The following is a 23,772-nucleotide window of genomic DNA, read 5'->3' as shown; positions in this document are numbered from 1 at the left end:
AGCGGGCACCGTCCCAGCGCTTGACCCGACCGCCAATCCGGGGGTTATTACCCGGCCGTGCTGCTCGTCATCGACAACTACGACTCGTTTACCTTCAACCTCGTCCAGTACTATGGACAGTTGGGTGTGGACCAGCGGATTTTTCGCAATAACGAGATCACACCCGAACAGGCGGTGGCGCTGAATCCCGATCGCGTCCTGCTTTCGCCCGGACCGTGCTCGCCGAAAGAGGCGGGCGTCACGCTGGATATCATCAAGGCCTTTGCCGGCCGGAAGCCGATTTTCGGCGTCTGTCTCGGCCACCAGTCGATCGGGCATTACTTCGGCGGCAACGTCGTCCGCGCGTCGCGACTGATGCACGGGAAGACCTCGCCGATCCAGCATCGGGGCACCGACGTGTTTCAGGGCATGCCGCAGAATTTCGCCGCCACGCGATATCATTCGCTGCTGGTGGAGCGGTCGACGTTCCCCGCGGAACTCGAGATCACCGCCGAGACAGCCGAGGGCGAAGTGATGGGCCTCCGCCACAAGACGCTCCCGATTTGGGGCGTGCAATTCCACCCCGAGAGCATCGCCACTGAAGGCGGCATGCGGATCCTCGAAAACTTCCTGAAACTGAACTGATGCCGACGCAACACACCGAACCCACGGAAATCGCGGGGTATGCTGCCGTGTATTCCGTGTGTTTCGTGGGCTAACAAAATCCCCATGCGCTGCCCCAAATGCACTTCGATCGAGGACAAGGTGATCGACTCCCGCATCAGCAAGGAAGGCTCGACGATTCGTCGCCGGCGCGAGTGCCTGGAATGCGGTCATCGCTACAGCACGACGGAGATGCTGGTCCGCGACGGCGTGGTGGTGATCAAGCGTGACGGCCGGCGCGAGGACTTCGATCGCGAGAAACTGGTGCGCGCCGTGCGCGCGGCCTGCCACAAGCGGCCGGTCGACGGCGAACAGATCGCAATGCTGGTCGAGGACGTGATGGACGCCATGGAGGCCCAGTTCGAAAAGGAGATTCCCTCGAGCGCGATCGGTGAAGGCGTGATGCAGCGGCTTCGCACCGTCGATCAGGTCGCCTACGTTCGCTTCGCCAGCGTGTACAAGGAATTCCGTGACGTTGCGGAATTCGTCGACGAGATCAGCACGCTCGACAAGCCGAAGCCCCGGACGGAATAAGCCGCCGCCGGCCGCGCCCGGCGCTGGCGTTGGTTTCACGAAATGCCACCCGCCCCCCGCTCCCGCGACGACCTGCGCCGGCTGCATTTCATCAACGCGTTGTTTGCGCACGCGACTGGTCAGGACCTTTACCTCGCGGAGCAGATCAAGTCCGCCATCGCCGTCAGTCTCGCCGATCTCGAAACGCAACTGGCCGGTGAACCCGGAGCCGCCGCGCGCTACGACGCGGCCTTCACGGCGGCCGCCGCAGAACTGCTCGCGCGGCTCTTCGCGGAACAGGCGCGGCATGGTTTCTACCACTGGGATGCTTCGCTCACCCTCGCGGGCGCGACGCCACTCTTCACCCGCGCCGAAGTGATGACGGGCCTGCGGCAACTCGCCCGCTTCCGGGAGGCGACGCTCCTGGTCACGAATTTGCGTCCCGCACTGATTCCTCCCGGCCAGCGGGCGACCGCGCGGCGGAAACAAGAGTACGAGGAATCCCTCGCCTTCATCCGCGCCCTCGCCGCCGCCCGCACGGTGCGCGGGTCGACCCTGCAACTTTTGTTTCTGTAGCATTGATTTCACAGGAGGAAACCGAGGAAACAGAGCGCACCATGCACCTGATGTTTTCCAAGGCCGATAGCATAACCGGCTCCATCATTGCCGCGGCGATTGAGGTTCATCGCGACAAGGGACCCGGTTTGGTCGAGTCCATTTATGAGTGGTGCCTGCGGTGCGAGTTGAGCCTGCGCGACCTCGCCACCATCAACCAGAAAGTGGTCACCGTTTCGTACAAAGGATTCACCCGCGAAGATCCCTTGCGATTCGACCTCTTGATCGAGGGCGCCGTCCTGGTGGAAGTGAAGTCCGTCGAACGCGTTCTCCCGATCCACAAGGCTCAACTCTTGAGCTACATGAAGCTGCTCAATGTCCCAGTCGGCCTGGTGATCAATTTCAGCGCGGCAAGGCTGACAGACGGGGTAGCGCGTCTCATCCTGCCGGGCGCAAATCTCTGATATGCTCCGTTGCCTCCGTTATCTCCTGTAAACGCCTCCACCATGTCCAAGACCCTCTTCGAACGCATCATCGCGCGTGAAATTCCGGCCCGGATCGAGCACGAGGACGAACACTGCATCGTGCTGCACGACATCCAGCCGCAGGCGCCGGTGCATCTGCTCATTATTCCGAAGCGAGCGATCCCGCGCGTCAGCGCCGCCGTCGCCGCCGATCAAGCCGTCCTCGGCCACCTCCTTCTCACCGCCGGCGTCGTCGCGAAAAAACTCCAGCTCGCCGACGGCTTTCGCCTCGTGATCAACAACGGTCCGCACGCCTGCGAGTCAGTCCCGCACCTGCACGTTCACCTGCTCGCGAAACGGCAGATGAGCTGGCCGCCGGGATGATTCGAAACCGGAGACCGGAAACCGGAAGCCGGAAACAATCCCAAGAGCTCGAGGCTGATACGAAAGCTCAGAGGACACCGCCGCCTTCTAGTGTGGCGTTCGCGACACTTATAGGCTCTCCGTCGCTGTCTCCGGTCTCCGGTCTCCGGTCTCCGGTCTCCGGTCTCCGGTCTCCGGTCTCCGGTCTCCGCTTTCCGGTTTCTCACCTCAGCCACTTCCCCAGCCACGCGTGCACCTCTGAGAACCAGAAGCGGCTGTCCTCGCCCTTGGTGATCCAGTGGTTCGCATCCGGAAACACGATGAGCTTGCTGGGGATCTGCAGGCGCTGGTGGTAACTCCAGTTTTCCATCGTGTTGTTTGCCGGCACGCGAAAGTCACTCTCGCCGACAGTCAGCAGCATGGGCGTTACCCAGCCGGTCTTCTTCGCGTGATTGCCCGCGAGACGCACCGGGTTCTGTTCCCGCCAGGTCGCCCCCTGCTCCCAGATCGGCCCGCCGTTGTTGAGCTCGCGGCTGTAAATGACGTCGCTTGTCGCCCACTGCGTCTCGAGATTCACAAGGCCAGCGTGCGAGATAAGGCAACGATACCGCGTGGTCGTCGCCTGCAGCCAGTTCGCCAGGTGACCGCCGTAACTCGCCCCACCCGCGGCCTGGCGCGTCGCATCAATGAAGGCATACCGCTTGATGGCCTCGTCGGCCGCCTGGTTGATTTCGTCCGCCGGGCCTTTCAGCGGATCATTCTGAATCGCCTGGCCAAATTCCTCCGTGTAACCGCTCGACCCGCTGTAATTCGTCAACAGCAACACATAGCCGGGCGAAGCCAGCAGGTGATAATTCCAACGCAGGCCCCACGCATCCTTGAACTGCGGCGCGGGCCCGCCGTGGATGACGACAAAGAGCGGATATTTTTTAGCCGGATCAAATCCCGCGGGGCGCACGATGAGATTGTGAATCGTCCGGCCGCGCGCACTGGTGAAGGTGAAATGTTCAAGCGCGGGAAAGTCGAGCGACGCCAGCCGGCTCGCGTTGAACGCCGTCAACGCGCGCACCGTGTTCGTCGCAGGATCAATGCGCACGATCTCCGGCGGCTGGCCGGCGTGATCAAACGTCGCCACGAGCGACCCGCCCGCCACACCGATCCCACCGACCACGCCCGGGCGTCCGAGCGCGTGCGTCTTCACCGCGCCGCCGTCCGCACTCACTGAATACACCATGACTTCGTGGCCTGTCTCCGCCGTAAAGTAGATCGTGCGACTGTCACCGCTCGCCGCGGAGCGGGTGACCGATCGATCCAGCGGCGCGCTGAGCACGGTGCGCTTGGTGGCATCGAAGGGCCACGGAAACGACGCCAGTCGCGCGTGATGATACGTGCGACCGTCGCCGCCTTTTCGCACTCCGACCAGCAGGGCCTTGCCGTCCGGACGAAACTCCGGGTCGTCGTAACCGTCGGCATCGTCGATCAGTTTCCGCGGTTCGCCGCCGTCGATCCCGACCTCGAACAGATGCGTCGGCACACTCGCGAACGCCGCGCGATCCTTGCTCGTCGCCGCGACGAACACCACGGACTTCCCGTCGGGCGCCCAGGTCGCCGGCAGGTCCGCGCCCGTTTCCGCCTCGCGCCCCGCAAATCCGCGCTGCGCGGCAAACCGCGTCGCCGCCAGCAGATCGCGCGCTTTCGCGCCCGGCTTCGCGTCCTGCACAAAGAGGTGCGGCTGTTTGTCGTCGAGCCAGCGATCCCAGTACTTGATCGGGAAACCTTCGTAGACGCGCGCGTTGTACTTCCGCTCCTTGACCGCCTTGGCCTGCTTCTTGTTGGCGTCATCGTCTTTCGCTCCCGGAAACACTTCGCTCACAAACAGCAGTTTCGTGCCGTCCGGACTCCAACGCGGCGTGCGCGCACCCGTTGAAAGCGAAGTCACCCGCTCGGCTTCGCCCCCGCGCGCGACATCGATCGTATAGATCTGCGAGACGTCGTCGCCCTCACGCTTCGTGACAAAGGCGACGCGCGTGCTGTCGGGACTCCACTCGACGCCCGACTCCGGCGCCTTCGTCCGCGTGAGCTGGCGTGGCGGCTGCGAGCCGTCGACCGGCACAATCCAAAGATCGGCGCTCTGATCCTTCGCGTCGTAGGCCGGAGCCGTCACTGCGAACACCGCCCATTTGCCGTCGGGACTCGGCGCCGGCGTTCCGACCCGTTGCATCAACCAGACATCTTCGTGCGTCGCGGCACGCTTGCCGGCGTCGGCGGCAAACGCCGCCCCGAGTGAGCACCAAGCCAGGATCAGAACGCGAAGTCTCATGTGCCCAGCGTGCGCCAGTCGGGCGCACGACTCCACTTTGAATTGCGGACTGCGGATTTCGGATTGCGGATCGGAGGCTGCGGAGAGCGGACTGCGAATCGGATTTACCGATCGCGAGCTCAGGAGAACGCGCTCGCACTGCTTCACGCACGCTTGTGGACCCAATTGTCAATCCGCAGACCGCCATTTCCGATCCGCAATCCGAAATCCGCCGTCCGCAATTGTAAGTTCTCAATTCCTACCCGTTTCTGGCCTCGAACGTTCCGTCCGCGCGTTTCGCGATGAGGCGCTTGAGTTCGAGCATCATCAGGCCCGAAGACAGTTCCGCCGCAGTCAGGCCGGTCTGCGCGGCGATCGCATCGGGCGACAGAATCGCGCCGCCGCGAAAACACGCGAACGCCTTCGCCTCGGTTTCCGTCAGCTGCGCCGGCCGGCCGCTGGCGGCATCCGCCGGCTTCTCGCCGATCGGCGCGGGCCGGAGACCGTCGAGATAGCTCAACTCGCTAAGCAGGTCGTCGACACTCGTCATGAGCGTCGCGCCATCGCGAATCAACTGATGGCAACCGGCACTGGTCGACTGATCGATCCGCCCCGGCACCGCGAAGATCAACCGTCCCTGTTCGCCGGCAAAGCGCGCCGTGATCATCGCGCCGCCGTCGACATCGCTCTCCACCACGATGGTGGCCTCGCTCATGCCCGCGACAATGCGGTTGCGCATCGCGAAGGACTGCCGATCTGCGCTCCGGCCAAAGGGAAACTCGGAGAGGATCGCGCCGTCCGCCGCGATGCGCCGATAGAGTTCCAGGTTTTCCGGCGGATAGATCAGGTTCACGCCCGTGCCGAGCACGGCCGCGGTTTTTCCGCCGACCGACAACGCGCCGTCATGCACCGCGGTGTCGATCCCTCGCGCCAGTCCGCTCACCACGCAGAAACCCAGCCGGGAAAGTTCGACGGCGAAGGTCTTCGCCACGGTCTGACCGTACAACGTGGTGCGCCGCGATCCGACGATCGCGACGCACGGATGCGTGAAGCCGTACTGGCCTTTGCGATAAAGCCCAATCGGCGGGTCGTTGATCTCTTTCAACAGCCGCGGGTACGTCGCATCGCGTGTGGTGATGAAGTCCGCGCCACTCTTCGCCATGCGTTCCTCCTCGCGGTCGAGATCGAAATGGCTTTCCCAGGACGTGATCGTTTCGGCGATGACCGGGCCGACGCCCTTGACGGACTCCAGCCGGCGGCGTCCCGCCGTGAACACACTGCGCGGGTCGCCGCCCAGGTCCTCGAGCAGTCGGTTGAGGGTGATGGGGCCGATGTTCGGCAGGGCGTTCAGGACGAGAAACGCCTGTCGCTCGGAGATTTCACGGGTCATGCGCGGACTCCTTGAGCGCCGCGGATAGAAAGTCGAGCAGCTGGACAACACTTACAGAGGTCTGGCCGTGAGCGCGCGCAAGCAGGTCCGCCGCCGTGCCGTGCCAGACGACGCCCCGTGCCGCCGCCAGCAACGGATCGCCCGGCGTCTGCGCCAGCAATCCGCCCACCAGACCCGCGAGGAGATCGCCGCTGCCGCCGCGCGCGAGCACCGGCCCGCCGAAGAACGAATGATAAATCGGCGCGTTCGCACTCCCGGCGGCAGTACCCGCCGGCGGGACGGACACGAGGCGCGTCACCGGTCCCTTCAACACCACGGTGGCGCCCGTCTTCGCCGCAAATGCCGGTCCGTCGAGACCGCCGCTGATCCGCGCAAACTCGCCCGCATGCGGCGTCAGAATCCGCGGCGCGGAGCCGGCAGACACTGTTTCCGGCTGCAACGCATCGGCATCGATCACGACGGGGACAGTCGAGGACCTCACGAGGCTCGCCACCAGCGCCAGCGTTTCGGGATCGCGGCCCAGGCCCGGTCCCACCACCAAAGCACTCGCACGCTCCATGCGTTCGCGCCACAGGTGCTCACCTTCGAGCGCGAGGCCGCCCGAGGGCGTCTCGGGCCAGCCGACCCACATCGCCTCGGGCGCACGCGCGGCAAATGCGCCGACCACCGATTCCGGCACGAACGCCGTGACCAGGCCCGCGCCGCTGCGCAGGGCCGCGAGCACGGTCATCAGCACCGCGCCGGGAAAGCTCCGCGAGCCGCCAAGGATGAAGACGTGGCCGAAGGTGCGCTTGTCGGAGTGCGGCGGACGCAGGCCCGCGAGCGGCGCGAGGAGGCGGGCGGTCAGCACGCGGCTGTCTCCGGGAGTCCGATACGGGAAGAAGCCGAGATCGAGGTAACGCACGCGGCCGGCCTTCGGATCGCCGACGACGGGCGCCTTGACGCTCCCGGTGGCGTAGGTGAAGTCGGCCTGGAAGAGGCCCGCGCTCGGCAGGTCGACCGCGGCGCGCAGCCGGATCGGCATCGCGTTCACGTGTTCAAGCAGGTCAGTGATGCGGGCGTCGGCGGGCGGGCGAAATTGAAATCCGAATACGCCGTCGAGGCAGAGGTCGTAGCAGAAGGCGGGCGGCACGCCCGCACTGCCGCGGACGCGATCGCCGGCGCGCTGGGCGAATTCGCGCCAGGCCTGCGCCGCGAGCGGCCGCAGCGGGCGTTCGCCAAAGGCGAACACCACCTCGGCACGTGCGAGCGGCAGGGCGCGCAGCAGGGCGTCGGCCGCGATCAGGGCGTCACCGCCGTTGTGCCCCTTGCCCACCAGCACGAGCAGCCGGGCGGCGGCGGGCAGTCCGCCGATCTCGCCGCTGTCCCGCAGCACGGCGGCCGCGATCGCTTGGCCCGCCTGCCGCATCGCGGCCCACTCGCGGGCCTCGTCGCCGGCAAACAACGCCGCCTCGAGCGTGCGCGCCTCGTCGCACGTGAGAATCGGACAGGTGCCGGCAAGCGCGCGATTCACGGGGATTTTTTCGCCGCATCCGCCGGCGGCGCAAGTTCAAGGTTGGGCAACAACGGCGCGCGTAGCGTGCGATCAACGGGAGCGGGTGCGGGTGCCGCCGCGGGCGCCGGCGCCGAGGGACGCGGGCGTGCTTCGCGTTCGACCGGTCGCTCGTTGCGCCCGTACTTCTGCCATTCGGCATACTGCTCTTCGGTCTCGGTAAATTGCAGTGGCGCTTCCGTGACGTGCTTGCCGCGGGCGACAATCCGCCGGGTCAGCCGCGGAATCGTGCGGAAGTAGTACGTGTCACTGTCGCGGCGAACTTCGAAGAACTGGTTGAACGCCTGATCGCGGACATTCCACAGCGCCACCTCGGTGAGATCGTCCGACCACACCGCGTGCCGGCCCCAGATGGCGAACACGTCCTCGATGGTCGAGAGCAGCGGCGGCTCGCGCGGTCCCGCGGACGCGGCCGGCGGTTCGACGGCGCGGATCGTCGCCGGCTCCGGCGGTGTTTTCCGGCGCAGCGGTGGCAGGGCCAGCACGAACGCGGCGCCCAGCAGAAACCCAAGCATGATCCACGACGGCGTCTTCGACATCTTCGCCGTCGAAACCGGATAACGCTGCTCGGATTCGGGGGATTCGTCGTCCATGCGCAGAGTGTGCCGTCAGCCGAGCGAGCGCGGCCGGTTATCCACCAGCACGGCAACCGCCATCGCCATGGTGTCCGTGTGGGAGAGGCTGACGTGGACGTGCGTGGCGCCCACGTGCCGCAGCAGGGCCTGGCCTTGTTCGTCGAGCCGCACGAGCGGCTGATGGCGCGGCCCGTGGTAGATGGAGACCGAGCGCCAGCCCAGTTCGACGCCGATGCCGGTGCCGAAGCATTTCGACACCGCCTCCTTCGCGGCAAACCGCGCGGCGTAGTGCTTGTGCGGATATTTCATGCTGCCGCAGTAGGCGCGCTCCTCGTCGGTGAACACGCGGTTGAGGAAGCGTTCGCCCTGCCGCTCCAGCACGCCGCGGACGCGGTCCACCTCGATCAGATCGGTGCCGATGCCAATCAGGATGCCGCCGGGAGGAAGAGTGAGGTCCATCGTAGGTGCGCCCGCGAATCACGCCAATAAACGCGAATCAACCGGGGAATATTAGCATGAATTCGCGCACTTCGCGGGCAATGTTCAGGCCCCGTTCATGCGCGCCTTCATTTCGCGCACGGCTTCGTCCACGCCGGTGAACAGCGCGCGGCTCACGATGCTGTGGCCGATGTTCAACTCGTGCAGGTGAGGTAGCGTGCGCACCTCGGCGATGTTGACGTAATTGATGCCATGGCCGGCGTTGACCACGAGCCCGAGGTCGTGCGCGCGCACCGCGCCGAGGCGCAGCCGTTGATACTCCGCGGCGCGGCGGGCGGTGTGAAACGCGTTCGCGTACGCCCCCGTGTGGAGTTCGACATACGGCGCACCCAGCTGCGCGCTCAGCTCGATTTGCGGGTCGTCCGCATCGATGAAGAGGCTGGTCTTGATCCCGGCGGCGGTCATGGCCTCGACGCAGGCTTTGACGCGGTCGCGACTTCCGACGACGTCCAGCCCGCCCTCGGTCGTCACTTCCTGCCGGCTTTCCGGCACCAGGCAGACGAACTCCGGCTTCAGTTTCAGCGCAAATTCCGTCATGGCCGGCGTGCACGCCATCTCGAGATTCAGCCGCGTGCCGATGCACTCGCGGAGACGCCAGACATCGCGTTCCTGGATGTGCCGCCGGTCTTCGCGGAGATGCACCGTGATGCCGTCGCCGCCCGCGCGCTCGGCCAGCAGCGCGAAGGTCACCGGATCCGGCTCAACGACGCCGCCGGTCGTGGCCCCCGCTTCGCGATACCGCGCCTGCCGCAACGTCGCACAATGGTCGATGTTTACCCCGAGGAAAATCATGGCAATGCCGCCCACTACGCTGGTCGCCCGGTCGCTTGGCAAAAGAAATGTCGGGCCGTGGCGTGGGACCGAAGTGTTATCGGCGGCGTCTGCCGGGCACTCCACCTTGCCAACCCTTCGCGAGCCGTTTTTCCCGGCGCGGGGGTTACGTAGGACCTGCACCCGTTACGTCACACTTTCCGCTTCCGACACAGGAAAAACCCGCGTTGAGTTAAGGGATGCCCCCCACCGCGCCCAAACGCGAGAACCTCCTGCTGAACCTCGTCTGCAACATCGCCCTTCCCACGGTGATCTTGATGAAGCTCAGCGATGAGAACCGGCTGGGCCCGAACGGCGGCATGCTGCTCGCCCTGATTTTCCCCCTCGGCTACGGCATCTACGATTTGATCCGGCGGAAGAAGACCAACGTCTTTTCCGTGGTCGGCATTTGCAGCGTGCTCCTCACCGGCGCCCTCAATCATCTGAAGGTCGACGGCTTTTGGTTCGCAGTGAAGGAAGGCGCCATTCCGTTGTTGTTCGGCGTGGCGGTGCTGGTGTCGATGCGGACGAAGCGTCCCCTGGTGCACGAGCTGCTCTGGAACGATCAGGTGATCGACACGGCCAAGGTCGATGCGGCGCTCGTGGAGCACGGCCACCGTTCCGCCTTCGATCGGCTGCTGGCCAATGCGAGCATCGGGCTGGCGCTGTCGTTCCTGTTGAGCGCGGTCCTGAATTTCGGGCTGGCCCGCTACCTCTTGAAAAGCCCGGTCGGCACGCCCGAGTTCAACGCCGAGCTCGGCCGCATGAATGTCCTGAACTGGCCCGTCATCGTGCTCCCGAGCATGGTGGTCACGATGGTCATCTTCTACCGGCTGATGAACGGCCTTACCCGGCTCACGGGCCTCGAGTTCGACGAGATCGTCCGCGGCGGCGGCGCGAAGCAAAAAGCGTAGGCGGGGTGTGGGGGATGGTTTAAAGAGCGGGCGTCGCTGCGAGCGCCCGCGAGCGGCGAGTTGCCGTGGGGGAACCGTTACAACCACCTCCACGCTCCTGAACTTGACCGCAGATGGCGCGGATAAAGCGGATTCTAGACATATCCGCGTTATCCGCGGTCAATGCGGCTCACTTCCGATCAGCGATCGCGACGTAATCGCGCTTCGTCGCGCCCACGTAGACCTGACGCGGACGATAGATGCGGCCCTTGGGCTGCGAAGCCACCTCGCGCCAGTTCGCGATGTAGCCGGGAGCCCGGCCGATCGCGAACATCGTCGTGAACATGTTCATCGGGATGCCCAGCGCGCGCATGATGATGCCGGAATAGAAATCCACGTTCGGGTACAGCTTGCGCGAGATGAAGTAGTCGTCGCGCAGCGCGGCCTGCTCGAGATTCTTGGCGATCACGAGGAGCGGATCCTCGATCCCGAGCTTCTTGAGCACGGTGTCGCAGGCCTCGCCGATGATCTTCGCGCGCGGATCGAAGTTGCGGTACACGGCGTGGCCGAAGCCCATCAGCCGGTTGCTCTTCGAGCCCGATTTGGCGGCGGCGATGAAACGCGTGCCGTCGTCACCCTCGTCGTGAATCGACTGCAGCATGTGCATCACAGCCACGTTCGCACCGCCATGGAGCGGACCGGCCAGGGCGCACACGCCGGCGGAGATCGCCGTGAACAGATTCGACGCACTGGAGCCGACCATGCGCACCGTGGAGGTCGAGCAGTTCTGCTCGTGATCGGCGTGGAGAAGCAGGAGCAAATTGAGCGCCTTAGAAACCTCCGGCATCGCGATGTAATCCTTGTACGGCTCGGAAAACATCATGTGCAGGAAGTTGTCGCAGAACGGCAGCTCCTGCTTCGGGAACATGAACGGCAGGCCCTTCTGGTAACGATAGATCATCGCCACGAAGGTCCGAATCTTCGACATGGCGATGGCCGCCGCGAGGTCGAAGGTCTGCAGATCCTTCTCAAAGTTGTTGGTCGCGAGATCCGCGTGGTAAGCCGGCAACGCGCTGACCAGCGCGGACAGCATCGCCATCGGGGACGCCGCCGTCGGAAAACCCTCGAGGATCTTCTGCATCTGCGTCTCGACGGCCGCATTCTTGCGCAGGAGGAGGCCGAAGTCCTTGCGCTGGGCCAGGGTCGGCAGTTCGCCGTAAATCACCAGATAGGCAGTCTCGACGAAATCGCTGCGGCTCGCGAGCTGCTCGATCGGGTAACCCCGGTGCCGGAGGATGCCGTTGTCGCCGTCGAGATAGGTGATCTTGCTCTCGCAGGAGCCGGTGTTGCCGTACCCCTGGTCGAAGGCGATATAGCCGGTCGTGGCGCGCAGGGCGCGCGTGTCGATCGCTTTCTCCCCTTCAGTGCCGACAATGATCGGCAGGGGAAACTCCTTATCGTCCAATTTCAGCGACGCAGTCGTGGCCATATTACGACGAGCGAAGCTAAATCCCCGTCGCTGGCAAAGAAAAGTTTGGGGCAGACCGCGAGTTAAGCGGGAAATTAATCCGCTCACCACGATCGCTCTGAACCCTAATGACCACACCCGGCAGGAACGTGGCTCGCCGCAGCCCGGATTGGCTTGTGAAACGCTCGCCTCGGGTGCGGGCGGACCGCGCCCCGACAGCGGCGGATCACGTCCGCTGAGTTTTCAGCTCCGCTTCCGCCACGGTCGCAAAGTTGCGATAGATCTGCAGGCCCTTCGCCTGGCTCTTCTCGGGATGGAACTGGGTGGCAAACACCCGGCCGCGCCCGATGGCCGCGCAGAACTCTCCGCCGTAGTCACACTCCGCCAGCACCAGCGCGTGATCGGCCGGCACGCAGTGAAAACTGTGCACGAAATAAAACGCCTCGCCTGCCGGGGCCAGCCCGGCCGCCAACGGCGATTCGGCCTGCACAAACCGCACGGTGTTCCAACCCATGTGCGGGATCTTGAACTCCCGCGGCCGCTGAAATCGCACCACGCTGCCGCGAAACACGCCGAGGCCCGTGACGTTGCCCTCTTCCGAACGCTCGAACAGCGCCTGCATCCCGAGGCACACCCCCAGAAACGGCCGATCCGCCTCAATCCACGCGCGAACGACGTCATCCAGCCGCGTCGCCCGCAACGCCGCCACACAATCGCGCAATGCGCCAACGCCGGGCAGCACCAGTCCGTGCGCCCCGCTGGCAATCACCTCATCTGGCGTCCGCACGACCTGAATGGTCGCGCCGACGGCCTCCAACGCCTTCGTGACGCTGCGCAAGTTGCAGATGCCTGTGTCGATGACGGCGATCATGGCGGGGGAGAAGCGGAGTCGAAGAATCGAGGGTCGAGGAGTCGAGCGGCCAAACGTTCGGCGTCTCGTCTCCTGGTCTTTTCGACTCCTCGGCGGGCCGCTAGATTTTGCCCTTCGTGCTCGGCAGCTGATCCGCCGCACGCGGCTCGATTTGCGTCGCTACGTCCAGCGCGCGGGCGAGGCACTTGAAGATCGCCTCGGCCACGTGGTGCGGCTCCTCGCCGTACACGAGCTGGACGTGCAGATTGGCACCGAGCGCGTTGCTGAACGCGCGGCAAAATTCCTTCACGAGCACGATGTTGAAGTCGCGCACGAACATCGTCGGCGGATTCGCCTCGTACACGAGGTGCGGCCGGCCGCCAACGTCGACCACGACGCGCGCCAGCGACTCATCCATCGGCAGAATGAAGAATCCGTAGCGCTTGATGCCCACCTTGGAACCGAGCGCCTCGCGGAAGGCCTGGCCCAGCACGAGACCGACGTCCTCGACCGTGTGGTGATAATCGACGGCGATGTCGCCCTTGGCCTTCACGTTCAAATCGAAGAGCCCATGCTTCGCGAACAGCGTCAGCATGTGATCGAAAAACGGCACGCCCGTGTCGATCGTCGACGCGCCCCGGCCGTCGATGGCGAGCGTGAGCGCGATTTCGGTCTCCGCCGTGGTGCGGTTTACCGTTGCGGTGCGTGGGGTGGTGGAGCCTGTAGCCATGCGTCGAGTGTGTCGCTGAGGACGCCCATCTCGGCATCCGTGCCGACGCTGATGCGCAGGAAAGGCGCGGTCAAGGCGTGGCTCGGAAAGTGCCGAACAAGCACCTTGCGGGCGAAAAGGAAATCGTAGGCCGACTTCGACACCGCCGGCCCGCTCTCGCCGCGCGCGTTCCGCGGCTCAGTGAAGATGAAGTTCGACTGCGACGGATACGTGAACCACCCGCGCCGGCCCAACGCCGCCACCGCCCGATCGCGCGTCGCGACAATCTTCGCAATCACGCCGTCGTAATACGCCGGATCCTCGAGCGCCGCCACGGCCGCAACCTGCGAGAGCCGGTTGACGTTGTAGCTGTCGCGCACGCGATCGAGCAGATCAATGATCCCGGCCGCGGCCAGCGCGTAACCCACGCGGATGCCGGCCAACGCGTACGCCTTCGAAAGCGTGCGCACGATGACGAGATTCGGATGGCGCGCGAGCAGCGGGAGTGCGTTTTCGCGTGCGAAGGGCGCGTACGCCTCGTCGACGACGAACAGGCCGCGATACGACGCCAATACGCGTTCCAGATCCGCGTTGGAAAACGCGACACCCGTCGGGGCGTTGGGCGAGGTGAGGAAAAACGCGCGCGCGGTCGACGCCGCGATCCGCTCGACCGGTAGCTGCATGGAGCGATCGAACTCAATCGTCTGCATTCGCCCGTCCTGAATCTCCACCAGCACCGGATAGAGCGAGTAACTCGGCAGCGTGAAGCCCGCTGCGGCCTCCTGGGTCACGAAGGCACGAATCAACAGGTTCAGGATATCGTCCGAGCCGTTGCCGATGCAGACATTCGCCTCGCGGAGACCGTGACCGTGCAACGTGGCAACCGCGGCGCGGAGCGGCGTGCTGCGGGGATTCGGATAGAGCCGCAGCGACGCGCCGTCCGGGCCGATCTCGCGTCGCAGCGCCTCGGCCACCCGCGGACTCGGCGGGTACGGGCACTCGTTGGTGTTCAACTTCACCCAGCCCGGTTCGGTCGGCTGCAGCCCGGGCGTGTAGGCGTGGAGCTTCGCGATGTGCGGCAATGCGAGGGCTGAAAGGTCGGACATGGAACGGCCACACAACGTCAGTCCGGGGCGTTCGACAAGCCCGACGAACGCCGGGGCAATCACACCTGCATCGCCCCGGACCGGGCACAACCGGAACGTGAGCGCGGGCTTCGCGCTAAAGCGTCCGAATCCGCACCGAGCGGCCGTGGGCGTCGAGTTTCTCCATGGCTGCGAACGCCGCGACGACCGGCTCGCCCTTTTTCACGCTGGCCCGATCGTAACGCAGGACACTGGTCCGCCGCATGAAATCTGCCACGCGCAGGCCGCTGAAGAACCGTCCAGCCCGGCCGGTCGGCAACACGTGGCTCGGCCCCGCGGTGAAATCGCCCAGCGCCGTTGGCGTGTAGTTGCCAATCATGATCGCCCCGGCGGTCGTGATGGCGGCGGTGAGCTTGTTCGCGTCGGACTCAGCCACCATCAACTCGAGGTGCTCGGGCGCGACGTAATTGGCGATGTCCGCCGCCTGGGCGAGGGTCTTGACCTCGATGGCCAGGAAACCTTCGTCGAGCACGCGGCGCGTCTTCTCCGCGCGGGTCAGCAGTTGCAGCTGCGTGCGGATTTCGGAGGCCACAGCCGCCAGAATCGCCGCGGAAGTCGCGACCAGATAGATTTTCTCCCGACCGGAACCGTGTTCCGCCTGCGCCAGCAGGTCTGCGGCGACGAACGACGCCGACGCGGTCTCGTCGGCGATCACCATCACCTCGCTCGGCCCCGGCAGCGAATCGACGCCCACCGTCCCGAACACTTGGCGCTTCGCTTCGCAGACGTAGGCGTTGCCCGGGCCGTAAACCTTGTCGACCGCGGGAATCGTCGTCGTGCCGTACGCCATGGCACCGATGGCCTGGACGCCGCCCACGCGGTACACTTCGTCGACGCCGAGCAGGTTGAGCGCGGCGAGGATGCCCGGCGCGACCTTGCCGTCGGCATTCGACGGCGTGAACACGGCGACTTCGGGGCAGCCGGCGATCTTCGCCAGCGTGACCGTCATGAGTACGGTTGAAACCAGCGGCACCTCGCCGCCCGGCACGTACAAGCCGACGCGACGGATGGGGTCGAATTTCTCGCCCACGGTCGCCCCGTGCTTGTTTTTCGCGGACCACGCCTCGGGCAGGCCACGTTTGTTGAACGCCACGATGCTTTCGTGCGCCGCCTGCAGCGCGCGCATTTCCGCGGGCGGCAACTTCTTCGGCGCCGCGGCCAGATCAGCCGCGGACACGCGGAAGTCCCGGGCGCGTAACTTGGCGCCGTCGAACTTGGCGGCGTAATACGCGACCGCTTCGTCGCCGCGCGTCCGGACGTCGGCGAGAATCGCAGACACCGCGTCCGCTATCTCCTTGGGTACAACCGTCCCGCGGCAAAAGGCGGCCAGGTCGTCCGCAAATGTCTTGGCGGCAAAAGTGAGGGTGCGCATGGGCCAGAGCGCGGTCTATGGCTGCGCGGACAAACCGCGAGAATTTTCGCGCAAGTGGCCCGATGCCGCGGGGGCGAGGGCGTGCCTGCGCGCCCTATCGGGTTCCTCCCGACTATGGCGTCGCCGGCGACGGCATCCGGAATATCTCAGGCGAAAAGGTTTCGTTCACCGTGATGGTGTCGAGCGTCACGACGACGTCCTGCGACACGCCCTTCGGTCCTTTCATCGTCATCTGCATGCGCTTGGGAAAACGCACGCCGTTGATGACGGTCTCACCTTCCTCACGGGTGCTGCTGCCGTCTTCCGTCAAGGTCTGCACCAGCCGACCGGTGGCGACGTCGAAGAACCGGTAGAAAATGACGTTCGGCGTGTAGATAAACGCGAGCTTCTGGCAATTCAGTCCATCCACGGTGACCGCACCCTGGTCCTCGATGCGTCCGCCCATTTTCTCGATGCCGCGGAAGAACGAGAGGTTTTCCCAAGCCTGCGCGCGGAGACGCTTCACGGCGTCCGGCTTGAACACCACGACGCGCTGCCGTTTCGGATCGAGCGTGTCCTGGTTGCGCTGCCAGCCTTCATAGCCCGAAACCACGGTCGTCTCGATCGCCTTGTCGGTCGTGGCCACGACCCGCTGCTGATCCGGCTTCTGCGCGACGATCTCGATCAAGGCTTTCGTCTGCTTGGTCGGATCGACCGGGTCGGAGGTGAGGACAGTGCCCACGTAGTGCACGGACCGCACCGCCTCCAATGCCGCTTCGGTTCCGAGATAAGCGCGGGCCTTCGCAATGATGGCCGGCTCGGCCGCGTGAGCCGCGGCTGCGAGGGCGAAGGCAACGGACACAACCAACGGGAATCGCAGCGGGTGAAGGTTCATAGGTGGAGGGAAACGAAAAGGGCGCGGGCGGGCGGCCGCGCGTCGCAGCGGAGCCTTACTCCCACTCGATGGTCGCGGGCGGTTTGGAACTGATGTCGAACACCACGCGGCCCACGCCGCGAACTTCGTTGGTGATGCGGCTCGAGATTTTCTGCAGCAGGTCGTGCGGGAGTTTGGCCCAGTCGGCCGTCATGGCGTCGGTGCTTTCCACCACGCGCAGCGCAATCACGTAGTCATACGTGCGCTCGTCGCCGAACACACCCACGGTCTTCACGGGGAGGAAAACGCAGAACGACTGCCACACCTTGTAATAAAACCCGCTGCTCATCATCTCCTCCTGCAGGACGGCGTCGGCGTTGCGCAGGATTTCGAGTTTGTCGGGCGTGATATCGCCCATGACGCGCACGCCGAGACCCGGACCGGGGAACGGCTGGCGCCACACGACTTCCTGCGGGAGGCCGAGCGCCTCGCCCACGCGGCGAACCTCGTCCTTGAACAACTCGCGCAACGGCTCGATGAGCTTGAGCTTCATCCGCTCGGGCAGGCCGCCGACGTTGTGGTGCGTCTTGATGAGGGCGGCGGGATTGCCGCCGATGGACACACTCTCGATCACATCCGGGTAGAGCGTGCCCTGGCCGAGGAACTCTGCCCGACCGATCGACTTGAGGGATTTCTCGAACACTTCCACGAAGGTGCGACCGATGATTTTCCGCTTCTGTTCCGGCTCGCTCACGCCCTTCAGCCGGCGCAGGAAAAGCTTCCCGGCATCCGCGACCCGCAGGTCGATGTGGAAGTGATCGCCGTAGAGCTTCTCGACCGCCTTGCGCTCGCCTTTCCGCAGCAGGCCGTTGTCGACAAAGACGCACGTCAGCTGCTTGCCGATGGCCTTGTGCAGCAGAGCGGCGGCCACGGACGAATCGACGCCGCCGGACAACCCGAGCAGCACCCGGCCGTTGCCGACCTGCGCACGGATTTTTTCCACTGCCTGCGTGATGAAGTCGCGCGTCGTCCATTCGGCCTTCACCGCGCAGATGCCGAGCAGGAAATTGCGGATCATGTCACCGCCGCGCTCGGTGTGGAAGACCTCCGGGTGAAACTGGATCCCGTAGAAATTCCTCTTCGCGTCCTCGATCGCCGCAAACGGCGAGTTCTCCGTCGTGCCGATCGCGCGGAATCCCGGCGGGAGTTTCGTCAGCTTGTCGCCGTGTGAATTCCACACGCGCAATTTCTTCGGCAAACCCGCGAACAACCGGCCGGGTTTCTGAATCGTCAGCACCCCGTGACCGTATTCGCGCGCCTTGCTGTGCTCGACCTCGCCCTCGAGGAAGTGCCCCATCAGCTGCACGCCGTAGCAAATCCCGAGCACGGGAACGCCGAGGGTGAAAATCGCCGGATCCGGATGCGGGGCCTTCTTCGCGTACACGCTCTGCGGGCCGCCGGAGAGGATGATGCCCGCCACGTTATCCTCGCGCAACTTCGCCGCCGGCGTCGAATAGTGGTAGATCTTCGAGTAAACCTGGCACTCGCGGATCCGGCGGGCGATGACCTGGGTGAGTTGCGATCCGAAGTCTAGGACGGCGATGGTCTGTGGCATGAGCAGCGAGGGAAAAGGCCGAGCACAGGCCAACGCCCCGCGCTCGGCAAGTGCGATTCTCGGGTTGGCGAGACCGGGTTGCGCCCCGCGCCAGCCCCGCGGGCGTCACGCCGGATTCGAAACGGTGCGCGCGGCCTGACGGCACGGGCCAAACTCCACGCTCCCGCCCACTGCCGGTGCGGCGCCGCCGGACTCCGCGTCATTCGCGCCCGCACAGGGACGGTTCCGGCACGCGCAGCGACCGGGTTCCTGCGAGGAGCGAGGAAGTTCCGCGGCCAAAACAACCCCAATATATGCGTCTATATATACCCACGTCTCAGTATACAGCGCACTTCCGCTCTGGCGCGCGGTGCGGTGACATCCTCACCACCCCGCCGCTCCATGAACCGCCCCGCCCTGCGTCATCGTTTCGTCCGCGCTTTCTATATAATACTGTCGCTCGCCGCCGTCACCGTCGTGCCGTGGGTTCACGCGCAGGCCGGCGCGCCGACCGCGGACGAGGCATGGCGCACCCTCACGTCTTCGCTCGCGCCCCGGCCGCCGGCCGCTCCCGCGCTCCGGACAAACGCCGGCGCCCTCGCCGCCGCCCGCCGGGAGCACGCCGACCGGCTCTTCGAGGCCTCCCGCCAGGCAGGCCTGTTTCACCAACGCCATCCCGGCGATCCCCGCGCGGCGCAGGCGCGAAAACTGGAAATCACGAGCGCGCTTGCGAGCGTGCAGCTCGGCCGCACCGCCGGAGAAGCCGCCGCGCTGGCCCTCGCCACGGCGTTCCGTGCCGACAAGAACCAGCTGCGGGAACACCGCTTCGAAGTCGCTCTCGCCGCGGAACGCCTGACGCTGGCGTTGCGCCCGGGCGCGAAGCGACCGCCGGATGACGGGCGCGACCATGAAAGAATGGCGGACGCCCTTCGCCGTGAGTTCGGCCCCATTCCCGAAGTTCACGGACTGTACTCCGGCCTGGCGGCCGCAGCCGACACCGAGAACGCCAACCGCCTCGCCACGCAGCTCCTCGAGATGCGACCGCCGCCGTTTGCCACCGCGACAGCCCAGGCCGTCACGACCCGTTACGGCCTGATCGGCCGGCCTCTCTCCCTGCGACTCACCGATCTGGCAGGACGCACCTTTGAACTCCCCGCCACTGCGGCCGCCTCCGGGCCCACGGTGCTCTATGTGTGGACGCCGGACTCCGACGGATCGAAAAGTCCCTTCAACCCGCTCCGCCGATCGCCTGCCGCAGGGCGAGGCGGCGTTCGCTGGATCTACCTGGGCCTCGGAGCCACCCGCGCCGCCGCCACGTCCGCCCAGGCCGGCGCGCCGTTTCCCGGGACGCATTGCAGCGATGACGGCGGCGCCCGCAGCGCCCTCGCGCAGCGGCTGAACGTGCGGTCGTCGCCCACCCTCTTCGTCTTCAATCGCGCGGGTGTGCTCACCGGCATCGGCCGGGTTGACGAACTCACCGCCCTGCTCGCCGGCGCGAACCGCTAGGCCCCCCCATGACCACCTTTCGCTTTGGACGGGGCCCCGCGCTCCACCGCTCCCTCGGCCGCCTCCTCGTCGGTTTCATGGCCGTGGCCGCCGTCTCCGTGGCCCACGCAGCCATCCAGCTTTCCGCCCTGTCATTCACCGCCGACCACCTGCCCTCAATCGAGGCGGACGCCGCCGACGTGACGGCGGCCCAATCCCTGGCCGGTCCCGGCGGATATTATAAACTGCGCGCAAAGTTCATCGTCAGCTACAGCCCCGGCTACTTCCACGGTACCGATGCCACGAACAACAACCACGGCCGGCTTTCCGCCGCGCCGGCACCGGGCGCCTACACCGTGCAGCTTTATTGGGCCGCCTATGACTTCACGGGCGATTTCAAGGGCACCGGTCCGTTTTATAGCTATAATATCAACATCAATCCCGCCGTTGCCGGCGGCACCGGGCTCACCGCCCAGTATTTCAACGGCAACAACTTTCAGTCGCTCGCCCGGACCGCGGCCAGTGGCGAAGTGCCCAACTACTGGTGGGGCGGGGCCGGGCCCAACGGCACAGGCAGCGACAATTTCTCCATCCGCTGGAGCGGCTTTGTTGAGCCGCTGCATAGCGAAACGTATACCTTCACGATCGGCTCGGACGATGGGATGCGAGTCTATATCGAAAACCTATCGTCGCCGGTGGCCGAAGCCTGGTGGGACCACGGATATTTCGAATCCTCCGGCGCAATCACGCTGAACGCCGGGCAGCGCTATCGCATCCTCGTCGAGTTTTTCGAGAACTACGGCGGCGCCGAAGCCCGACTCTTCTGGGAGAGTCCCTCCCAGCAGCGTGAAATCATTCCCCTGTCGCGACTGTCACCCGCCGCGAACGACCCGGGTCCGGTCACTCCACAGACGCCCGCAATCGCGACCTCCCCTCAGAGTCAGACGGTCAACGTCGGCGACTCCGTCCATTTCACCGTCGCTGCCACCGGCACGCCAGCCCCGAGTTACCAGTGGCGCAAGGGGCAGACACCCCTGGCCGGAGCAACCGGCACGAGTTTGAGTCTCGCCAGCACGCAACTCAGTGATGCCGGAAACTACGACGTCGTGGTCACCAACACTGCCGGGACCGCCACCAGCGGTGCCGCCACGCTCACCGTCGTGCCCACCGCGGCCCCCGGCACGGGCAACGGCCTCCGCGGAGACTACTATAGCGGCACCGGCTTCAATACGATCGTCACGACGCGCACCGATGCCGCGGTCGACTTCGACTGGGGCACGGGCACCCCGGCCCCCGGAGTGCCTGTGGACAACTTCTCCGTTCGCTGGTCCGGCCAGGTGGAGGCTCCGGTCACTGGCTACTACATCTTCAGCACACTGAACGATGATGGCGTCCGGCTGAAATTGGGCGGCAACACCCTCATCGACGACTGGACCGGCCACGCTCCGGCGGATCGCTTCAGCGGTCAGATCTATCTGACGGCCGGCTCCAAAACCGAGATCTCGCTCGAGTACTTCGAAAGCGGCGGCGGAGCCGTGGTGCGCCTCTACTGGCAGCCGCCCGGCTCCGCCCGCACCGTGATTCCACAGAGCCGCCTCCACTCCACGACGACCGCGACGGGAGGCAGCTGGGAAAACCTCCTCACAGAGACCCGGTTCATCACGTTCACGGAAGAGATCGACGGGGACGGCAACGGCACCGGCAACTGGTCGTCCACGCTCGAAATGCACCCCTTCCAGATTCCCACCGAAGGAACGCTGCGTATTCGCACCACGGGCGGTGCCGACACCTACGGCTGGCTCAATGGTGCCGCAGGCAATTCGGTGGAGCCGTGGCTCGAGGGTGGCGGCGAAGGCGAGAACTTCCACCTGGAGCGTCCGATCAACGCGGGTGCGTACCAGTTGTTCGTGACGGCTCGGTTCCGGTGGACCGACAGTGATCTCTATAGTGTCTACGTTGATTTCAAGCCGGACGCGACCCGCCCGTCGATCAACAGCCCGCTGACCGCGACCACGCTTTGGGGCGCGCCGTTCACCTACCAGATTACCGCGAGTCCGGCGGCGACGTCCTATCGCGCCACCGGCCTGCCATCGGGTTTGGTGGTGAATCCGTCAGGCTTGATCAGTGGCACGCCGAACCAAGTGGGGACGTTCTCGATGATGCTTGAAGCGACCGCCAACGGGTTGACCGACGCAAAGGTGCTTTCGCTGACGGTAAACTATCTACCACCGAGCTGTACGATCAGCGCCAACGTCAGCAATATAACAGCCGGCGGCCAGGCGATCATTACTGTGGCAGCGTCGTCTCCTTCCGGAACGCTTCGCTATATCAACGTGGACCAAGTCTCACCCGCCACCGGCCACTACGGCCTCGGCGACACGGGCGGCGAGTTCCCTCCGAATAATTCGTTCTATCCTGCCACGAACGGCACAGCGCAAACGCGATCGTTGACGGTCACAATCAACACCCCTGGAACCTATACATTCCGCGGCGCTGTGGGGGACGGTGCCGGCTGGTTCTTCAGTCCCACCAGTGTGACCGTCACGGCAAGCGCGGGACTGCAAACCCTGACGGTCCACAACGGAACGGGCAGCGGCTCGTTCGCCACGAACGCGGTTGTCCCCATTTCCGCCCACGCCCCATCTTCGGGTTTTGCCTTTAGCCACTGGAGCCTCGTGAACGGCCCGGGTGCAATCTCCAACCCCGCGCTCGGCAGCACCACGTTCACCATGGCGAATGGCAGCGCGACCATCGCAGCGAACTACCTTGATATCCAGTCGCCGTCGGTGCCGACCGGACTCACGGCGACCAACGTCACCGCCGCGAGCTTCACCCTGAATTGGAACGCCGCCGTCGATAACGTCGCCACAAGCGCCTACGAGGCGCGCCGCGACGCCACTTCGGTCGGCATCTCTGGATCGCCGAGCCTGCCCATCAGCGGACTCACCGCCGGCACCACCTACGAATTCACCGTTCGCGCCGTGGACGTCGCGGGAAATTGGTCGCCATGGAGCGCCCCGCTCTCGCTCACCGCCGGGCAGGGGCCGTCCCAGGGCGATTCCACCAATCTCAATCGACTCAACATCCACCTTCCCTCCGCGCCATGAAACTCCTTTCGCCTCGCCGCCGCCTCCTGCGATCCATCCCTGCCCCCGGCGCCGTCTGCACCACTCGTGCTTCGCACCGACACCGCCTGAAACGACGCCTTGGGATGGTCGCGCTCGCGCTGATTTCCTTCGCGCCTTCCCTCCGCGCCCAGTCGACCACCCGAATCTCCGCCCCGACTGAATCGTCCCTTTCGCCGGTCAGGCAGGCGCACGCGCTTTCCGTCAGCGGAAATCTCGCGGCCGCTGAAGCCGCGTTGGTCGCGACCGTGCCGGGGGCCGCCGGCACGGCCCAATGGAATCAGTACTGCGGTCGATTGCTGACGCGTCTCGCTCTCATGCTGGGCGCATCCCGGGACTTCGCCGCCCAGCGTCAGGCTGCGTCACGCGCTCTGACCTATATTGCGGCGGCGGAAGCCCAGACTTCACACCAGCCGACCGTATCAAATCTCCGACTCACCGCCGGCATGCTCTATGAACGCTGCCTCCACGACGAGGCCGCCGCGCGGGAGAGCTACCGTCGAGCCCTGGCAGCGAGCGCGCGCAACACCCTCGCGGCCGGCGCCCTCGCTCGCATCGACAGAAATGAGGAACGCGATCGTGCCCGCCGCATGGGACCCCAACCGCGGATCTGAATC

General features: G+C 65.4%; 22 protein-coding genes. 9 read left to right on the top strand and 13 right to left on the bottom strand.

The genetic code is table 11. The features are described from left to right. Positions 1-57: 57 nt before the first annotated feature. From ACLJEU_RS02580 to ACLJEU_RS02560, 5 genes are all read left to right on the top strand, one after another. Complete coding sequence (locus tag ACLJEU_RS02580) at positions 58-624, top strand: anthranilate synthase component II (RefSeq protein WP_414664447.1); 567 nt, start codon at positions 58-60, stop codon at positions 622-624. Positions 625-708: 84 nt separating this feature from the next. Further along, the gene (gene nrdR, locus ACLJEU_RS02575; RefSeq protein WP_457795333.1) at positions 709-1,176 is read left to right on the top strand and encodes a transcriptional regulator NrdR; all 468 of its coding nucleotides are present in this window, start codon (positions 709-711) and stop codon (positions 1,174-1,176) included. Positions 1,177-1,218: 42 nt separating this feature from the next. Then, the gene (locus ACLJEU_RS02570) at positions 1,219-1,731 is read left to right on the top strand and encodes a hypothetical protein (RefSeq protein WP_414664446.1); all 513 of its coding nucleotides are present in this window, start codon (positions 1,219-1,221) and stop codon (positions 1,729-1,731) included. A 2-nt stretch (positions 1,732-1,733) separates the two neighbouring features. Then, positions 1,734-2,174, top strand: coding sequence for a GxxExxY protein (locus tag ACLJEU_RS02565; RefSeq protein WP_414664445.1), 441 nt, complete (start codon positions 1,734-1,736; stop codon positions 2,172-2,174). A gap of 42 nt (positions 2,175-2,216) precedes the next feature. Next, positions 2,217-2,558, top strand: a complete 342-nt coding sequence (locus tag ACLJEU_RS02560; RefSeq protein WP_414664444.1) for a histidine triad nucleotide-binding protein — start codon at positions 2,217-2,219, stop codon at positions 2,556-2,558. 202 nt (positions 2,559-2,760) lie between these two features. Here ACLJEU_RS02560 and ACLJEU_RS02555 read toward each other — a convergent pair whose 3' ends face one another. The 6 genes from ACLJEU_RS02555 to ACLJEU_RS02530 form a co-directional block, all read right to left on the bottom strand. Further along, positions 2,761-4,857, bottom strand: coding sequence for a S9 family peptidase (locus ACLJEU_RS02555; protein ID WP_414664443.1), 2,097 nt, complete (start codon positions 4,855-4,857; stop codon positions 2,761-2,763). Positions 4,858-5,095: 238 nt separating this feature from the next. After that, positions 5,096-6,226 (bottom strand): DNA-processing protein DprA, encoded by a 1,131-nt coding sequence (dprA, locus tag ACLJEU_RS02550; protein WP_414664442.1) that lies wholly within the window; start codon positions 6,224-6,226, stop codon positions 5,096-5,098. Continuing rightward, the gene (locus tag ACLJEU_RS02545; RefSeq protein WP_414664441.1) at positions 6,216-7,739 is read right to left on the bottom strand and encodes an NAD(P)H-hydrate dehydratase; all 1,524 of its coding nucleotides are present in this window, start codon (positions 7,737-7,739) and stop codon (positions 6,216-6,218) included. Before ACLJEU_RS02545 ends, dprA begins: the two co-directional genes overlap by 11 nt. Further along, complete coding sequence (locus tag ACLJEU_RS02540) at positions 7,736-8,371, bottom strand: hypothetical protein (RefSeq protein ID WP_414664440.1); 636 nt, start codon at positions 8,369-8,371, stop codon at positions 7,736-7,738. Before ACLJEU_RS02540 ends, ACLJEU_RS02545 begins: the two co-directional genes overlap by 4 nt. Positions 8,372-8,386: 15 nt before the next feature. Next, complete coding sequence (gene acpS / locus ACLJEU_RS02535) at positions 8,387-8,812, bottom strand: holo-ACP synthase (protein WP_414664439.1); 426 nt, start codon at positions 8,810-8,812, stop codon at positions 8,387-8,389. A gap of 84 nt (positions 8,813-8,896) precedes the next feature. After that, positions 8,897-9,649, bottom strand: a complete 753-nt coding sequence (locus tag ACLJEU_RS02530) for a pyridoxine 5'-phosphate synthase (protein ID WP_414664520.1) — start codon at positions 9,647-9,649, stop codon at positions 8,897-8,899. 212 nt (positions 9,650-9,861) lie between these two features. Between ACLJEU_RS02530 and ACLJEU_RS02525 the strand changes: the two genes are divergently transcribed. Beyond that, the gene (locus ACLJEU_RS02525; protein ID WP_414664438.1) at positions 9,862-10,575 is read left to right on the top strand and encodes a VC0807 family protein; all 714 of its coding nucleotides are present in this window, start codon (positions 9,862-9,864) and stop codon (positions 10,573-10,575) included. Between the two features lie 169 nt (positions 10,576-10,744). Here the strand turns inward: ACLJEU_RS02525 and ACLJEU_RS02520 are convergent, their stop codons facing one another. From ACLJEU_RS02520 to guaA, 7 genes are all read right to left on the bottom strand, one after another. Then, positions 10,745-12,043: a citrate synthase gene (locus ACLJEU_RS02520; RefSeq protein WP_414664437.1), complete on the bottom strand. Its 1,299-nt coding sequence runs from the start codon at positions 12,041-12,043 to the stop codon at positions 10,745-10,747. A gap of 205 nt (positions 12,044-12,248) precedes the next feature. After that, a complete protein-coding gene (gene hisH, locus ACLJEU_RS02515; RefSeq protein WP_414664436.1) occupies positions 12,249-12,893 on the bottom strand; it encodes an imidazole glycerol phosphate synthase subunit HisH in 645 nt (214 codons plus the stop codon). A 100-nt stretch (positions 12,894-12,993) separates the two neighbouring features. Further along, positions 12,994-13,602, bottom strand: a complete 609-nt coding sequence (gene hisB / locus ACLJEU_RS02510) for an imidazoleglycerol-phosphate dehydratase HisB (protein ID WP_414664435.1) — start codon at positions 13,600-13,602, stop codon at positions 12,994-12,996. After that, positions 13,563-14,687: a histidinol-phosphate transaminase gene (gene hisC, locus ACLJEU_RS02505; protein WP_414664434.1), complete on the bottom strand. Its 1,125-nt coding sequence runs from the start codon at positions 14,685-14,687 to the stop codon at positions 13,563-13,565. The genes hisB and hisC overlap by 40 nt, the downstream gene beginning before the upstream one ends. A 115-nt stretch (positions 14,688-14,802) precedes the next feature. Continuing rightward, the gene (hisD, locus tag ACLJEU_RS02500; protein ID WP_414664433.1) at positions 14,803-16,098 is read right to left on the bottom strand and encodes a histidinol dehydrogenase; all 1,296 of its coding nucleotides are present in this window, start codon (positions 16,096-16,098) and stop codon (positions 14,803-14,805) included. 112 nt (positions 16,099-16,210) lie between these two features. Further along, positions 16,211-16,972 (bottom strand): hypothetical protein, encoded by a 762-nt coding sequence (locus ACLJEU_RS02495; protein WP_414664432.1) that lies wholly within the window; start codon positions 16,970-16,972, stop codon positions 16,211-16,213. Positions 16,973-17,027: 55 nt separating this feature from the next. Continuing rightward, the gene (gene guaA, locus ACLJEU_RS02490) at positions 17,028-18,566 is read right to left on the bottom strand and encodes a glutamine-hydrolyzing GMP synthase (protein WP_414664431.1); all 1,539 of its coding nucleotides are present in this window, start codon (positions 18,564-18,566) and stop codon (positions 17,028-17,030) included. A gap of 381 nt (positions 18,567-18,947) precedes the next feature. On the opposite strand from guaA, the gene ACLJEU_RS02485 reads away from it, so the two are divergent. Genes ACLJEU_RS02485 through ACLJEU_RS02475 form a run of 3 tightly spaced genes read left to right on the top strand, consistent with a single transcriptional unit; the run spans position 18,948 to position 23,769 of the window. Continuing rightward, positions 18,948-20,051 (top strand): TlpA family protein disulfide reductase, encoded by a 1,104-nt coding sequence (locus ACLJEU_RS02485; RefSeq protein ID WP_414664430.1) that lies wholly within the window; start codon positions 18,948-18,950, stop codon positions 20,049-20,051. A gap of 8 nt (positions 20,052-20,059) precedes the next feature. Further along, complete coding sequence (locus ACLJEU_RS02480; RefSeq protein WP_414664429.1) at positions 20,060-23,137, top strand: PA14 domain-containing protein; 3,078 nt, start codon at positions 20,060-20,062, stop codon at positions 23,135-23,137. Then, positions 23,134-23,769 carry a hypothetical protein gene (locus ACLJEU_RS02475; RefSeq protein WP_414664428.1) on the top strand — a complete coding sequence of 212 codons (636 nt, stop codon included), beginning with the start codon at positions 23,134-23,136 and terminating at the stop codon, positions 23,767-23,769. Before ACLJEU_RS02480 ends, ACLJEU_RS02475 begins: the two co-directional genes overlap by 4 nt. Positions 23,770-23,772 lie beyond the last annotated feature (3 nt).

The organism is Terrisphaera buseokensis, from assembly GCF_047521145.2.
Taxonomy (GTDB): Bacteria; Verrucomicrobiota; Verrucomicrobiia; order Opitutales; family Opitutaceae; genus ER46.
This window is presented reverse-complemented; position numbering and strand designations above follow the sequence as displayed.

Excerpts from the sequence above, each read along its gene's own strand:
- ACLJEU_RS02570 (WP_414664446.1), top strand. The coding sequence starts at position 1,219 with ATGCCACCCGCCCCCCGCTCCCGCGACGACCTGCGCCGGCTGCATTTC.
- ACLJEU_RS02475 (WP_414664428.1), top strand. The coding sequence starts at position 23,134 with ATGAAACTCCTTTCGCCTCGCCGCCGCCTCCTGCGATCCATCCCTGCC.
- ACLJEU_RS02520 (WP_414664437.1), bottom strand. The coding sequence starts at position 12,043 with ATGGCCACGACTGCGTCGCTGAAATTGGACGATAAGGAGTTTCCCCTG.
- hisB (WP_414664435.1), bottom strand. The coding sequence starts at position 13,602 with ATGGCTACAGGCTCCACCACCCCACGCACCGCAACGGTAAACCGCACC.
- ACLJEU_RS02480 (WP_414664429.1), top strand. The coding sequence starts at position 20,060 with ATGACCACCTTTCGCTTTGGACGGGGCCCCGCGCTCCACCGCTCCCTC.
- ACLJEU_RS02555 (WP_414664443.1), bottom strand. The coding sequence starts at position 4,857 with ATGAGACTTCGCGTTCTGATCCTGGCTTGGTGCTCACTCGGGGCGGCG.
- hisH (WP_414664436.1), bottom strand. The coding sequence starts at position 12,893 with ATGATCGCCGTCATCGACACAGGCATCTGCAACTTGCGCAGCGTCACG.
- ACLJEU_RS02495 (WP_414664432.1), bottom strand. The coding sequence starts at position 16,972 with ATGAACCTTCACCCGCTGCGATTCCCGTTGGTTGTGTCCGTTGCCTTC.
- acpS (WP_414664439.1), bottom strand. The coding sequence starts at position 8,812 with ATGGACCTCACTCTTCCTCCCGGCGGCATCCTGATTGGCATCGGCACC.
- dprA (WP_414664442.1), bottom strand. The coding sequence starts at position 6,226 with ATGACCCGTGAAATCTCCGAGCGACAGGCGTTTCTCGTCCTGAACGCC.
- ACLJEU_RS02540 (WP_414664440.1), bottom strand. The coding sequence starts at position 8,371 with ATGGACGACGAATCCCCCGAATCCGAGCAGCGTTATCCGGTTTCGACG.
- hisC (WP_414664434.1), bottom strand. The coding sequence starts at position 14,687 with ATGTCCGACCTTTCAGCCCTCGCATTGCCGCACATCGCGAAGCTCCAC.
- hisD (WP_414664433.1), bottom strand. The coding sequence starts at position 16,098 with ATGCGCACCCTCACTTTTGCCGCCAAGACATTTGCGGACGACCTGGCC.
- ACLJEU_RS02560 (WP_414664444.1), top strand. The coding sequence starts at position 2,217 with ATGTCCAAGACCCTCTTCGAACGCATCATCGCGCGTGAAATTCCGGCC.
- guaA (WP_414664431.1), bottom strand. The coding sequence starts at position 18,566 with ATGCCACAGACCATCGCCGTCCTAGACTTCGGATCGCAACTCACCCAG.
- ACLJEU_RS02525 (WP_414664438.1), top strand. The coding sequence starts at position 9,862 with ATGCCCCCCACCGCGCCCAAACGCGAGAACCTCCTGCTGAACCTCGTC.
- ACLJEU_RS02485 (WP_414664430.1), top strand. The coding sequence starts at position 18,948 with ATGAACCGCCCCGCCCTGCGTCATCGTTTCGTCCGCGCTTTCTATATA.
- nrdR (WP_457795333.1), top strand. The coding sequence starts at position 709 with ATGCGCTGCCCCAAATGCACTTCGATCGAGGACAAGGTGATCGACTCC.